This window comes from Pseudomonas sp. Pdm06, assembly GCF_014851795.1.
GTDB lineage: Bacteria > Pseudomonadota > Gammaproteobacteria > Pseudomonadales > Pseudomonadaceae > Aquipseudomonas > Aquipseudomonas fluorescens_AA.
In genome coordinates this window covers 187,690-201,331 of sequence record NZ_JACVAH010000013.1, presented here as the reverse complement: position 1 = coordinate 201,331, position 13,642 = coordinate 187,690, and the positions used below count along the sequence as shown (strand labels likewise).

The window sequence follows — 13,642 nt, the reverse complement described above, 5'->3', positions numbered from 1 at the left end:
GCCTTTGCCTAGTGTTGCGTAAGTGATCGGTTCCTCATTGGCGGGACAGACAGCCATAAGTGTCCTTATTTTTTTGTACTTATATGATTTATAAGGACTTTTATTTTGTGAATGTGGCGTGACAGAGCAAGCCACCTGTATCAGCCGCGTTGCACTCGCCTGGGAAAATACTAATATCAGTCCTGTGTCGACGGACAGACACACCCGTCAAGGATGATGGGAAGGAAGGACATCGCAGGACGCGATTCATCAGGACGATGAATAGGATTAAAGGGATTAGGGAAAAAATGTGGGCGGGTCAAACCGCCCCTTTTTTTTGCCTGCGATTTCTTGAGTCCGAGAAAGCAAAAAGGCCCGCAAAGGGCCTTTTCAGCGAACGATGGGTAATCAGCGTTCCAGGTCTGCGATCTTGCCAGTCTTGCCATCCCACTCTTCGGCGTCGGGCAGAGCGTCTTTCTTCTCAGTGATGTTCGGCCAGATGTCCGCCAGTTCGGCGTTCAGCTCGATGAAGTTCTCCATGCCGGCCGGCACTTCGTCTTCCGAAAAGATGGCGTTCGCCGGGCATTCCGGTTCACACAGGGCGCAGTCGATGCACTCGTCCGGGTGAATGACCAGGAAGTTCGGGCCTTCGTAGAAGCAGTCCACCGGACAGACTTCTACACAATCGGTGTACTTGCACTTGATGCAGTTGTCGGTGACGACGAAGGTCATTTCTAATTCTCTCCTCAGGCGGCGGCAGCGAAGACCCTTCACGGTGGGCTCGCAAGGTTTGGGAGCGATAGTCTGCGAACCAGGCTAAAAGCCCGCAGCATCCCAAACCGCGCGAGATTCTAACAGCTTGAAAGCCTGTGCGTTAGATCCGTGTCTTCAATGTATAGAGTAAATCGAGCGCCCGGCGTGGGGTCAGGTCGTCCAGATCGAGTTTGGCCAGCTCGTCGAGCACCGGATGTGGCAGGCTGGCGAACAGATCGCTTTGCTGCGGTGCGGCCGGTTTGCCCTTGGTCGGGCGTGGCGCTTCGTGGGGCAGGCTGGTGGTTTCCAGGCGGCTCAGGTGCTCACGGGCACGGCTGATCACTTCGCTCGGCACGCCGGCCAATTGTGCCACTGCCAGGCCGTAGCTCTGGCTGGCCGGGCCGGGCAGCACATGGTGCAGGAACACGATACGCTCGTTGTGCTCGGTGGCGTTGAGGTGCACGTTGGCCACCAGCGGCTGGCTTTCCGGCAATACGGTGAGTTCGAAGTAGTGAGTGGCGAACAACGTGTAGGCCCGCAGGTGAGCGAGGCGTTCGGCCGCCGCCCAGGCCAGGGACAAGCCGTCGAAGGTACTGGTGCCACGTCCGACTTCGTCCATCAGCACCAGGCTGCGTTCGGTGGCGTTGTGCAGGATGTTCGCGGTTTCGCTCATCTCCACCATGAAGGTCGAACGCCCACCGGCCAGGTCGTCGCTGGAACCGATCCGGGTGAAAATCCGGTCCACCAGGGACAATTCGCAACTGGCCGCCGGGACGAAACTGCCGATGTGGGCCAGCAGCACGATCAACGCGGTCTGGCGCATGTAGGTGGATTTACCGCCCATGTTCGGACCGGTGATCACCAGCATGCGGGTGTTGTCGTCCAGGCTCAGGTCGTTGGCCACGAACGGCGTGGTCAGCACTTGCTCGACCACCGGGTGACGACCCTGGCTGATGCGCATGCACGGCTCGCTGACGAAGCGCGGGCAATTCAGGTCCAGGTTCAGCGCACGTTCGGCCAGGTTGCTCAGCACATCCAGTTCCGCCAAGGCACCGGCGGTGTCCTGCAAGGGTGGCAATTGGCTGATGAGGTCCTCGAGCAATGCTTCGTAGAGCATCTTTTCCCGGGCCAGGGCGCGGCTCTTGGCGGACAGCGCCTTGTCTTCGAACGCCTTGAGTTCCGGGGTGATGAAGCGCTCGGCGCCCTTGAGGGTCTGGCGGCGAACATAATCGGCCGGGGCCTGCTCGGCCTGCTTGCTCGGCAGTTCGATGAAGTAGCCGTGGATGCGGTTGTAGCCGACCTTGAGGTTAGCCAGGCCGGTGCGGGCTTTTTCCCGGGCTTCGAGGTCGATCAGGAACTGGCCGGCGTTCTCGCTCAGCGCTTGCAACTCGTCGAGTTCGGCGTCGTAGCCGGTTTTCAGCACGCCACCGTCGCGGATCACCGCCGGTGGGTTGTCGATAATGGCTTTTTCCAGCAGCGCGGCCAGTTCCGGGTAGGTGCTGGTGGTGCGCGCCAGTTGTTGCAGGTGCGGCGCTTCGAGGTCGGTCATCGCCACTTGCAGTTCGGGCAAGGCGCCGAGGGCATCGCGCAGGCGCGCCAGGTCACGGGGACGGGCGTTGCGCAGGCCGATACGGGCGAGGATGCGCTCGATGTCACCGATTTCCTTGAGCTGCGGTTGCAACTGCTCGAAGCGATAACGATCCAGCAGGCAAGTAATGGAGGATTGACGCGCCAGCAGCACGGTCAGGTCCCGCAGCGGCCGATTCAACCAGCGGGTCAGCAGGCGGCTACCCATGGCGGTCTGGCAGCGATCGACCACCGATTGCAACGTGTTGTCGCGCCCGCCGGCCAGGTTGGTGTCCAGTTCCAGGTTGCGGCGGCTCGCGCCGTCCAGCACCACGGTGTCATCCAGGCGTTCGTGACGCAGGCTGCGCAAGTGGGGCAGGGCGGTGCGCTGGGTTTCCTTGGCGTAGGCCAGCAGGCAACCGGCCGCGCCAATGGCCAGGGTCAGGTTTTCGCAGCCGAAGCCCTTGAGGTCCTGGGTGGAGAACTGCTGGCAGAGACTTTTCAGCGCCGAATCACGCTCGAAATCCCACGGCGCCCGACGACGCACGCCACGGCGTTTTTCTGCCGGTAGGTCTTTGGGCCAGTCGTCCGGGATCAACAGCTCCACCGGATTGACCCGCTCCAGCTCCGCCAGCAGGTTTTCCCAGCCCTTGATTTCCAGCACCGAGAAATTGCCGCTGGTGATGTCCAGCACCGCCAGGCCGAACAGGCGTTCATCCCCCAGCACCGCGGCGATCAGGTTGTCCCGGCGTTCATCCAGCAAGGCCTCGTCACTGACCGTACCCGGGGTGATGATCCGCACGACTTGGCGTTCCACGGGGCCCTTGCTGGTAGCCGGGTCGCCGACTTGCTCGCAGATCACCACGGATTCGCCGAGCTTGACCAGCTTCGCCAGGTAACCTTCCGCCGCGTGGTAAGGAATCCCACACATCGGAATCGCCATGCCCGCCGATTGCCCACGCGCCGTCAGGGTGATGTCCAACAGCTTGGCGGCCTTCTTCGCGTCCTCGTAGAAGATCTCGTAGAAGTCGCCCATGCGGTAGAACATCAGCTGGTCGGGGTGCTGGTTCTTCAGGCGCCAGTATTGCTGCATCATGGGCGTGTGGGAGGATAGGTCGTTCACGGCTGTATTCATGGGTGTCAGGGAAGCTCGTTGAAAGGTGTGGGGCAAAAGGAGGGGCATTGGCCCGGCTTTTCCGCGATGGGCGCAAGGTTAACATGGGCGGTCTGGTGCTACCCAGCGTTTGGGATTGTGTGTATATCCGTTGCTGCGGTAACGGCTACTTATGGTTCCGCCCTTACGGCGGCTCACTTTCGAAGAGCGCGAAAGTAAGCAAAGCGCTTTTGCCCCACCACTCGGTGCCTCGCCTAGGCTCGGCATGCCTGAACGAAGGCATTGCTCCGTGGGCCGCCGCGAAGGGCCATCCATGGCCCAGCGCGGCTAACCCGGCATCCATGCCGGGTTGCCCACTGCGCAATACCTTCGTTCAGCCAGCGTGGTTAATGGGGCGCCGAGATCAACGTCCACCGCGAGGCGGCCTGATAGCCGACCTGGCTCTTCCGGTCGTACTCCGAACCAATTGTGGGAGCGAGCCTGCTCGCGAAGGCGGCCTGATAGCCGACCTGATTCTCCGGTTGTGTCCCGATCCAACTGTGGGAGCGAGCTTGCTCGCGATGACGGCTGCCAATACAACTTGGTGGTAACTGGACTACCGCTATCGCGAGCAAGCTCGCTCCCACAGTGATTACTCGGGTTTCTCTTAAAAGGCCTACCTCACTTCAACCACATCCAACGCCCGATTCGCCAGCAATTGGCCCAGCTCAATCATCTGTTGGACCCCCAACGCGATATGTCGTCGTGAGCCCTCCAGGTCGAACGCCAGGTCGCTGACCATCGCATTGGCCGAGGCCAGGGTTTCGCTGAGGTTGGCGAGCAGGCATTCGGCGTCGATGTCGGGGGCGATGATGAAAAGGGTGTCGGGTGTGTCGCAGGTTTCTTTGTCGGCTTTCGGCTTGAGGTAATAGTCCAGGGCGCGGGTGGCCGCGTCATCGAGTTTCTTCGTGTTGCGGGAGACGTGATCGTCCGGGGGATTTGGAGTGTTCTTCGGCATTCTATGGATCCTTGAAGTTGAGCCACCACTCACTCGCGACTAAACGAGGGGCGGCAGCTGTACGCAGGTTAGTCGACCGGGGATCCAAGAAACCGGCGCGCCCGAGGGCGCCCTGCGCACAGCTACCATCAAGTGCAGGAATAGAAGTACCTGACTGAATGGAGCAATGAGCACCTTGGAATACCGAGCGACTAAACCCGATCACTGATGGGCAGTGACGAGTCCAAAGTACCGATGGGATCCAAGGTGGACAAGCCGGCGGATTCTGGCGCAGTTGTAGGCAGAGGCGCAAGGCGATGTAGCCTGGTGTCGCACATTTGAAGGACGGGGGCGGAGCCTTTTCCTAAGGGAGTGTAGGGCGATTCCGTGGCGAGGGAGCTCGCTCCCGCTGGGCTGCGCAGCAGACCCTTTTTGTGGGCGCCTCGCACCCAAGCGGGAGCAAGCTCCCTCGCCACAATGAATTCAAAAGGCTTGCATTGCATATTTATGCAAAACAGCATTTGTCTTCTGCGAAAAGAACAAGCATTATGCGCGTTATGCAAAAACGCAACGTTTCTACCGTATTAAGAGCATTGCTCGATCAGCACGGGATCTCCCCCACGGAGCTTCACCGGCGTACCGGCGTGCCTCAGTCCACCCTCTCGCGGATCCTCAGCGGCAAGATCGTCGATCCTTCGGATAAACACATCTCGAAGATCGCCGAGTACTTTGCCGTGAGCACCGACCAGTTGCGCGGGCGCGCAGACGTTGTGCCCGCCGGCAATGTTCGCCGCGATGAGCCGCATTCCGAACTCAAGGACATAAGCCTGTGGGACGACGAAACACCCGTCGAAGAAGACGAAGTGTCGGTCCCTTTTCTGCGCGAGGTTGAATTGGCTGCTGGATCAGGAAGATTCGTCATCGAGGAAAGCGAGCGCTCAAGCCTGCGCTTCGGTAAGCGCAGCCTGCGCCATAACGGCGTGCAGTTCGACCAGGCCAAGTGCGTGACGGTACGCGGCAACAGCATGTTGCCGGTGCTGCGCGACGGTGCCACGGTCGGGGTGAACGCAGGCAAGTGTGGAATCGGCGACATCGTCGACGGTGACCTCTACGCCATCAATCACAACGGCCAACTGCGAGTGAAGCAGCTTTACCGCTTGCCCACCGGCATCCGCCTGCGCAGCTTCAACCGCGACGAACATCCGGATGAGGACTACACGTTCCAGGAAATGCAGGACGAGCAAATCGTCATCCTCGGTCACGTCTTCTGGTGGGGCATGTACGCCCGTTAACCCCTCCGCTGTCAGATAAAACCCGCCGCCGTGCGGGTTTTTTTTCGTCTCCCGAAAGCCCTCAACCCCTGTATTTACGAGGGGCTTATGCGTCTATGCATTCTTAGCGCATAAATAAATGCATTTACGCATTGACTGTATATGCATCCATGCATATTCTGTGTCCAAGCCGCTCGACAAAGCGGCTGGCAACAAAGCTCTTTAGTTCCACCAACAGGCAGCGATGAACCGGCCTTAACGGTTCAGAGGGTTGGCAACTGACCCGGGTGTGCAGCGTAAAGCACCAGAAGCAGTTATCCGGCGGGCAGGGACCGCGGCCGGAGGAACAATTTGAATGGATCCGTACCGCGCCAGTCGCGCCGAAAGATCAAGCGCATTACTGAAAAGCCTGGGCGACCGGGCTTTTTGGAATGCCTGCACCGTGAGGTGCGTTCAACCACATCACCGCCGCCAATGGAGGGCTTTCAATGCTGAAGGATTTCAGATGCGGTCACTGCAAACGACTTCTGGCCCGCGTGGGCGAGAACACCGAACTCCAGATCAAATGTTCCCGGTGTGGGACGTTGAATCATGGGAAGGCCCTGAGCCTCGAGTTATCGCCGTTGAGCGACATGGATGCGGAATGCTCCGCGCAAAAACATCGACTCTTAAGGTGAACGCATGAAAAAAATCAAACGTCTTATCGGCTCGTTCGTTCTGTCCATGGCGCTGTTGGCGGCTGGCGGTGCTGCCTTCGCAGCCAACCTGGTTGTGAACGGCAGCTTTGAAACCCCAGGTTGTGGCAATGACTGCGTACTGAATACCCCGGCCCAAGCCGACTTCGTGACCGGTTGGACCACGTTTCTGTCAGGCGTGGAGTACATCAATGTCAGAGCTGCCATTGGCAGTTCGGTCGCCGCCGAAGGTGTAATGAGCGTCGACCTCGCCAACTACACCTATCAAAACGGTGGTGGCATCCAGCAGAACATCAACACGGTAGTAGGCGCACGTTATCGCCTGACGTTCAGTGCCGGCAGTTCCAGGTACGTGAACCGCACGGGGACCGGCATCATCAACGTCAAGGTGGCAGGCCAGACCACCCGTTTCGACACCCCTGTCGCCACCAGTGATGCGACCGTATGGGAAACCAAAACCTACGATTTCACCGCGGTGAGCGATCAAACCACGTTGAGCTTCTGGAATGAGCAAGATCCGAATGCTCACTTCGCCTTTATCGACAACGTCATTGTCGAGCGACTGTAAACGTCGCCGGCCTTACGCACGATCCCGTCAAGCTTAATTTATCCAAAGGAAATCAATTATGAAAAAATTGCTCAGCATGCTGCTCGCAGCCGTCCTGGCTACCCAGGCCATCCAAGCCATTGCCGAAACCTCGCCTGTCGGTTCCTGGCAATTCGCTTCCTACCATGTTCCGGGTGGCGGTTTTTATGCCAACCAAACGATCTGTTTCAAAGAAGACAATACCTGGTACTCGAGCTCCCAGGCCGGCTGGAAGGGCGCATGGTTCCAGAACGGGGACGATCTCCAATGGAACGGGAGTGTGCCGATGCCGGGGGCAGGAAGCGCCAACAATCTCGCGACCATTGCCATGGGTAAGTTCGTTGCCGCAGGTTCGATGTCGGGTAACTACGCGGAATGGGCAGCACCCAGTGCGCTACCGCTGCCTTGGGACAGGCACTACACCTACACCATGACTTACAAAGGCGCGACCTGCGCTGCGCCAAAGTGATGTCAGCCTTCAATGACCTGACAAACGTTTGAACGCCGCTTCCAGTGACTTAACGGGTTGCAACGACCCACATCCCTTTCAACTTCAAACAACTTCCCCGCCCAATCTTAATCACCCCAGGAAACGAGACATGACAAACGAGCAACAAGCGTTGCTGGACATGCCGATCTGGCTGGTCATCGTGCTCGCCCTGGTGGGCGGGGTGTCCGGCGAGATGTGGCGCGCTGACAAGGAGGGCGCCCGTGGCTGGCCGTTGCTGCGCCGCGTGGTGCTGCGCTCCGGTGCCTGCGTGGTCTGCGGGGTTTCGGCAACCATGCTGTTGTATGCCCTCGGCATGTCGATCTGGAGTGCTTGCGCCCTGGGTTGCCTGACCGCCATGGCCGGTGCCGATGTGGCGATCGGTCTTTACGAGCGCTGGGTCGCCAAGCGGATCGGCGTTTGCGAAGTGCCACCGCGGGACCTTCCTCCCGACCAGCCGTGAACCCACATCGCTGATCCATACACAAGGAGGCGATCAATGTCCGTCCTTATCGAAAAACCGTCGCAGCTGTTCGCCGCCATTGCCCAGACGCTGCGCAGCACTTATCCCACCTTGAAAGTCGGTAGCCCTCAGGAGTTCGATGGCACCGACGACCAACCCTGGGTGCTGATTGCCATTGAACGCGATGCGTCAGGCAACCGCGCCAATGACGGGCGTATCGCCCATGTCCTGACGGTTTCCCTGCAAGTGGTCATGGCCGTTCCAGGCTGGGAGGCCTGCGATCTGGCCGGTGAATTGAAACACCTGGTCGTGGATAACCGCTGGGGCCTGTCGGGTGATCAATGCGATCTGCCCACGGAGATCGATGGCATCGCATCCACGTTCATCCACGAAGCGCGGGTGTACAGCGCCTGGACCCTTTCCTTCAACCAAACCCTGTACCTCGGCCCGACGCTGCTGGAGGACCCGTTGGGCATCCCGAAATTTGCCCGTACCTGGGAAGTGTCGAACATCGACGACCCGGATCAATACACCGCACTCGAGGGCTGAGCCATGTTCGATGGGCTGTTACGGATGCATCTGGGGCCGATCATCGAGCGTCTGGCACAGATGGAAACCGAGCTGGAAGACCTGCATCGGCGTGCGGAGAGTTTCTGCCGCATCGGCGTTTGCCAGGAAGTCGATGCGGCCAGCAACACCTGCAAGGTCAGCCATGGCGGGTTGCTGACACCGGCGATCCGCTTTTTCAATCCGAGCGCCGGTGCCCAGAGCGAGTCGCGGATTCCGTCCGTGGGCGAGCAGTGCCTGTTGCTGAACCATGGCGGCGGCGAGAGCGGCGGGCAGGCGGTGGCGTTGTTCGGCCTCAACGGCGGTCAGTTCCCGCCCGTCTCGACCCAGGCCTCGCTGACGCGGCGCCTCTATCAGGACGGTACGGAAAACGGCTACGACCATGCCAGCCATGTCCTGCACTGGCAAAACGGCCCGGCGGCGTTCAGCGGTTCCCGTGAAGCCCTCCAACTGAACATCGGCCCGTCGCGGTTGGCGATGAACGCCGAGGCCATCGAATTGCAAGTCGGCGCCGTCGGCATTCGGCTCGACGCTTCCGGTGTGCACCTGAGCGGCCCGGTGGTGGATCACCAGGGGCGCGTCATCAGTACCGCATAAGAGATTTCCTCATGATTGGAATCGATCGAAATACCGGCGCCACGGTCGACGACTGGCTGCAGTTCGTGCAGCGCGCCACCCGTGCATTGACCACGCCCTTGGGCACTCGCCAGAAGCGTCCGTTGTATGGCTGCGCACTCACGCAGTTGCTGGGGCAAAACCTCGGCGACGACCTGCTGATCCTCGCCCAGAGCCACGCGGCCCAAGCGTTCTACAACCCGGACAACGGCATCGATGATTTCGAGCCGCAGGTTATTGTCGCCAGCCGGCACGGTGCCGGATTGCTGCTGCGTTTCGCCGGCACCTGGAAAAACCGCAAACAGACTTTCGAGGTGGTGACATGAGCATGTTGATACCCGGCCAGAACCAACTGGCGGAACCGGCTATCGTCACCGTCGAAGCATTCGAGGACCTTCTTGCAGAGTTCAAGACCTTCGTGGTCGAGTACGTCGCCGCACGCTCTCCCGCCAGCGCGGCGAAGCTGGTGGACAGCCTCGAAAACGAAAGCGAACTGCTGACCCTGGCCCTGGAGGCGTTCTGTGTCCGGCTGCAAACCCACGAACGCAAATACAACGCTCGCATCAAGCAGATGCTGGCGTGGTGGGCCACCGGAACCAACCTCGATGCCCGCCTCGCGGACATGGGGCTCGAACGTCAGTTGCTCGACCCGGGCGACCCGGCGGCGTTCCCGCCCATCCCACCGGTCTACGAGAGCGACGATGACGCTCGGTTGCGTTATTACCTGGCGCCCCACGCCCCGGCAGCCGGCTCGCGGATGCAGTATCGGCGGGAGATTTTTACCTTGGGGGAACGGCCCGTCGTGAAGGTGGAAAACGCCTCGGCCGGTGTGGTGACAGTCACCTACACCTTCGACCCGGACGGTCGTGCGGCGCAGGTCAAGGACGGTAACGCACGCCGGACGGCGCCGGGCCAGGTCACGGTCACGGTGTTGTCCCGTGAGGGTGATGGGACGCCATCCGAAACGCTGCTCGACGGTGTTCGCCAGCATTTCGCTCGGCCTGATGTGCGACCGGAAACGGACCTCGTTATTGTCCAGGGCGCGCAGATCAAACCCTACAAAATCCGCGTCGTGGCGAAGATCAATGCCGGCCCGGATTCGGGCTTGACCCAGGTTGCCGCCGAACAGCAATTGCGGGAATACGCCGAGGCGTGTCATCGATTGGAAGGTCGAGTGGACCCGAGCTGGATCGACTACACGCTGCACAATGCCGGCGCGGTTCAGCTCCAGATTCTCGAACCCCTTGCACCGATGGTGACTACGGCTTTCCAAGCTCCGTACTGCACGGGCGTCGAGGTCGAGGTGGACACGTTATGAGTGACGACACACCTCGCCTGAGCCTGCTGCCGATCAACAGTTCGCCACTGGAACGGGCTTTGGATCTCGGTTTCGCCCGGCTGCTCGAACGCATCGATCCGCCGTTTCCCGAGCTGATGAACCCGGCGGCCACGCCCCTCGCATTCCTGCCGTATCTCGCGGCGGACCGCGGCGTCGGTGAGTGGAGCTCTGCAGCGCCTGAGACTGAAAAGCGCCTGACCGTTGAACTCGCCTGGCCCACCGCCCGGCAGGCCGGGACGCGAAAGGCGCTGGAAAATGCCGCCAAGGGTTTGCAGCTGATGCCTGAAGTACGCGCCTGGTATGAGCAAACGCCACCGGGCCCGCCCTACAGTTTTTCCGTCAGGGCGTTTACCGAGCAGCCCTACAGCGAAGCCGTCGATGCCCGTCTCGACCGTCGCCTGGCCGATGCCAAGAGCGAGCGCGACACCTTGACGGTGTCTGTCGGCTTGAGGGCCTTCGGCAGGCATGTCATCGGCGCCGCGACGCTGTGCGGCGAACTGACCACGGTTTATCCGGTTGTCATCGAAGGGCTGGAAGCCTCGGGCCAGGCCTTCATGGCCGCCGGGCTCTATACCGTCGAAACCTCCACTATTTATCCACAGGGGTCCTAAATGGCCGACTACTACACCCTGCTCACCGATGCGGGGATCGCCTACGAAACCGCCTGCAAGGCGGCGGGCACACCCATCAAGCTGTCGCAGATTTCCGTTGGTGACGGCGGCGGCGCGGAATACAACCCGGCCGCGACGGCGACGGCACTCAAGCGCGAAGTCTGGCGTGGGCCGCTCAATGCGCTGTTCCAGGATGAAACCAACCCGAGCTGGTTGCTGGCCGAGGTCACCATCCCTTCTGATGTAGGTGGCTGGTATGTGCGAGAGGCCGGGATCTGGACCGATACCGGCATCCTCTATGCGATTGTCAAATATCCGGAGTCGTTCAAACCGGTGTTGGCGACGTCTGGTTCGGGCAAAGAGTTCTACATTCGGTCGATTTTCGAGACCAGCAATGCCGAGCTGGTGACGTTGCTGATCGACGACACGGTGGTCAAGGCGACGCGGGCCTGGGTGGCCGGCTATGTGGCCGACGAACTCGCCAAACTCGACAGGAAGCAGTCGGTGCGGGTGGCGACAACGGCCAACATTGCCTTGAGTGGCGCGCAAGCCATCGATGGTGTTGCGGTGATCGCCGGGAATCGGGTCCTGGTCAAGTCCCAGACCTTGGCGAAAGACAACGGTATCTACGTGGTTGCGAACGGCGCTTGGGTTCGGGCAAAGGATGCCGATGCGAGCGTCGACGTGACTTCGGGGTTGATTGTCTCGGTGGAGGAGGGCGCGACGCTTGCCAACACGATCTGGCAGTTGATTACCGACGGTACGATTGTACTGGGCACTACGGCGTTGATGTTTCAGAACATCACTCAAGGATTTGCGCCGCTCAATTCGCCGGTGCTGCAGGGAGTCCCGACAGCTCCGACAGCCCCACTCAGTAACAACAATCAACAACTCGCGACGACCGCGTTTGTGCAGCGCGCCTTAGGCAATCATTCGAGCATTGGTGGGCTTGCCGCCAGTACGGTTCTGACGGCTTCCGCGTTTGGTCAGACATTCATAATTAACTCGGTTAATCCAATCAATATTACGTTGCCTCTCGCCAGCACTGGGTTTAATGGCGGAACCATAACCTTCACAAATGTATCGACAGGTAGTGCGGCCCTTGTTCTGCAAGGAACGGATTATGTGGCGGGGATGGCGGCGAATCAGCTTGTGCTCAAGACGATGGACAGCATCACTCTGTCAACGGGGGCGGGCATTACTTGGTATGCGGAGAACGGATCGATTCGGGATGTATTGTCTACAGCTTTCAAGGATGTGATGGCCGGTAAACTCAGTCTCGGACAACTTGGATTGGGAGTAACTACTGCGCCGGCCTTACCAACCTTCAAGGCTATTACACCCACCGGTTTGTATAAGGCTTATGGCGCAACGGTTCCAAACGAGGCGACACCCGAGGCACCTCCCGAGAGTGGCAATAAACTTATAGGGGTTCTGGCAATTTCGCCTCGCATTGATGCCACTTACTACCTTGCTTTTGAACATGGCGCTCTCAGCCGTGATAGGCGAATTTGGGTGGGACAATACAGCGAATATAGTAGCAACCCAGCAACACTGTTTTGGTCTCGATTGTCGACTAGTGAAGAGTTTGAAACATCGATAGGTTCGAGCGGCTATCAGAACTATCCGAACGGATTGATTCGCCAGTGGGGAACCTTCAATGCACCTTCTGTAGCAAGCGGTGCCTACACCGGACTGGTAATTTCATTGCCCAAAGCTTTTCCGAATGGCCTTCTTTCTTCCTCTGCAACGGTTCATAGCCAGGGGCTTTGCAGCGCTCAGCCCCGGCCTAACGGCTCCTCTAAGACCTCGTTGGTGATATGTGTGAATAACAATTCCACATTGTCATTAAGTAATATCAGTGGCACATGGGAATATTGGGGGTATTGAATATGGTTGTATTTTTTTGCGCCGAAACGGGTGGTTTTTATCCCGGCGAGCCTTATGGCGATGCGATCGGGAAGGCATGTGTAGAACTTACCCAGGAGGCTTACCGGGATTTGAGAGATGAGATTGATCAAGGCAAAGAAATAGCGGTTGTCGATGGGTGGCCAGAGGCGATTAGCCGGGTTGTACCGCCTGATCAATTGATCGCATTCGAGCGTGACTGGCGTGATTCGGAAATTCGAAGCACCGAATGGTTGGTTGCACGCCACCGCGAAGAACAGGATTTAGGGATGGCACCTACGCTGAATGCAGAGCAATTCCCAGAGTTGCTCTCCTATCGCCGGGCGCTTCGGGATTGGCCGCAAACAGCGACTTTTCCAAGCGCAGAGTTTCGGCCGATTGCCCCACTCTGGATCGCCGAGCAAACCGAATAGACGCCCCGCCTCGACGGGGCGTTTTCTTATCCGTCCAACACCCAACAGCCCCTTCTCAAGGGGTTTTTTCGTATCTGGAGAAACCCAAATGGCACCACGCCAAACCTACACCGTGCTCCTCCCATTCCCCATCGGTGGTGGTCACTGGTCGACCACCGGCCAGGAACTCGACCTGCTCGACGTCGAGGCCAATGCCTTGCGCAGCGCCGGTCGCCTGGAGCTGAAAAAAACCGAGGCTGGTGAACCGGTCTCTGCATCCACCCCGGCCAAAAAGGCCGCCACCAAGAAGGCTGAATAAC

16 protein-coding genes are annotated in these 13,642 nt (G+C 59.4%); 13 read left to right on the top strand and 3 right to left on the bottom strand.

Annotated features, from left to right (window positions below; all coding sequences use genetic code 11):
- Positions 1–387: 387 nt before the first annotated feature.
- The 3 genes from fdxA to IB266_RS21260 all read right to left on the bottom strand — a co-directional run bounded on the left by fdxA (position 388) and on the right by IB266_RS21260 (position 4,409).
- Positions 388–711 (bottom strand): ferredoxin FdxA, encoded by a 324-nt coding sequence (gene fdxA, locus IB266_RS21270; protein ID WP_030139464.1) that lies wholly within the window; start codon positions 709–711, stop codon positions 388–390.
- Between the two features lie 142 nt (positions 712–853).
- On the bottom strand, positions 854–3,421 hold the full coding sequence (gene mutS / locus IB266_RS21265; protein ID WP_175459538.1) for a DNA mismatch repair protein MutS: 2,568 nt from the start codon (positions 3,419–3,421) through the stop codon (positions 854–856).
- Between the two features lie 646 nt (positions 3,422–4,067).
- Complete coding sequence (locus tag IB266_RS21260; RefSeq protein WP_060738978.1) at positions 4,068–4,409, bottom strand: DUF6124 family protein; 342 nt, start codon at positions 4,407–4,409, stop codon at positions 4,068–4,070.
- A 536-nt stretch (positions 4,410–4,945) separates the two neighbouring features.
- Between IB266_RS21260 and IB266_RS21255 the strand changes: the two genes are divergently transcribed.
- The 13 genes from IB266_RS21255 to IB266_RS21195 all read left to right on the top strand — a co-directional run bounded on the left by IB266_RS21255 (position 4,946) and on the right by IB266_RS21195 (position 13,641).
- Positions 4,946–5,680 (top strand): helix-turn-helix transcriptional regulator, encoded by a 735-nt coding sequence (locus tag IB266_RS21255; RefSeq protein ID WP_039594456.1) that lies wholly within the window; start codon positions 4,946–4,948, stop codon positions 5,678–5,680.
- A 467-nt stretch (positions 5,681–6,147) separates the two neighbouring features.
- Positions 6,148–6,336 carry a Com family DNA-binding transcriptional regulator gene (locus IB266_RS21250; protein WP_192262318.1) on the top strand — a complete coding sequence of 63 codons (189 nt, stop codon included), beginning with the start codon at positions 6,148–6,150 and terminating at the stop codon, positions 6,334–6,336.
- 4 nt (positions 6,337–6,340) lie between these two features.
- Entirely contained in the window at positions 6,341–6,922 is a 582-nt protein-coding gene (locus IB266_RS21245) for a DUF642 domain-containing protein (protein WP_192262317.1), read from the top strand.
- A gap of 58 nt (positions 6,923–6,980) precedes the next feature.
- A complete protein-coding gene (locus IB266_RS21240) occupies positions 6,981–7,409 on the top strand; it encodes a hypothetical protein (protein WP_192262316.1) in 429 nt (142 codons plus the stop codon).
- A gap of 130 nt (positions 7,410–7,539) precedes the next feature.
- Complete coding sequence (locus IB266_RS21235) at positions 7,540–7,890, top strand: phage holin family protein (protein ID WP_025212143.1); 351 nt, start codon at positions 7,540–7,542, stop codon at positions 7,888–7,890.
- Positions 7,891–7,926: 36 nt separating this feature from the next.
- Positions 7,927–8,439, top strand: coding sequence for a hypothetical protein (locus IB266_RS21230; protein ID WP_192262315.1), 513 nt, complete (start codon positions 7,927–7,929; stop codon positions 8,437–8,439).
- 3 nt (positions 8,440–8,442) lie between these two features.
- Positions 8,443–9,054 carry a phage baseplate assembly protein V gene (locus tag IB266_RS21225; protein ID WP_192262314.1) on the top strand — a complete coding sequence of 204 codons (612 nt, stop codon included), beginning with the start codon at positions 8,443–8,445 and terminating at the stop codon, positions 9,052–9,054.
- Between the two features lie 11 nt (positions 9,055–9,065).
- Positions 9,066–9,398 (top strand): phage baseplate protein, encoded by a 333-nt coding sequence (locus IB266_RS21220; RefSeq protein ID WP_014336817.1) that lies wholly within the window; start codon positions 9,066–9,068, stop codon positions 9,396–9,398.
- Positions 9,395–10,390 (top strand): baseplate J/gp47 family protein, encoded by a 996-nt coding sequence (locus IB266_RS21215; protein WP_192262313.1) that lies wholly within the window; start codon positions 9,395–9,397, stop codon positions 10,388–10,390. The genes IB266_RS21220 and IB266_RS21215 overlap by 4 nt, the downstream gene beginning before the upstream one ends.
- Positions 10,387–11,022, top strand: coding sequence for a phage tail protein I (locus IB266_RS21210; RefSeq protein WP_192262312.1), 636 nt, complete (start codon positions 10,387–10,389; stop codon positions 11,020–11,022). Before IB266_RS21215 ends, IB266_RS21210 begins: the two co-directional genes overlap by 4 nt.
- Positions 11,023–12,912 carry a phage tail protein gene (locus IB266_RS30765; protein WP_225613608.1) on the top strand — a complete coding sequence of 630 codons (1,890 nt, stop codon included), beginning with the start codon at positions 11,023–11,025 and terminating at the stop codon, positions 12,910–12,912.
- A gap of 2 nt (positions 12,913–12,914) precedes the next feature.
- Positions 12,915–13,343 carry a phage tail assembly chaperone gene (locus tag IB266_RS21200; RefSeq protein WP_192262311.1) on the top strand — a complete coding sequence of 143 codons (429 nt, stop codon included), beginning with the start codon at positions 12,915–12,917 and terminating at the stop codon, positions 13,341–13,343.
- Positions 13,344–13,431: 88 nt separating this feature from the next.
- Positions 13,432–13,641 (top strand): hypothetical protein, encoded by a 210-nt coding sequence (locus IB266_RS21195; RefSeq protein ID WP_192262310.1) that lies wholly within the window; start codon positions 13,432–13,434, stop codon positions 13,639–13,641.
- Position 13,642: the final 1 nt, after the last annotated feature.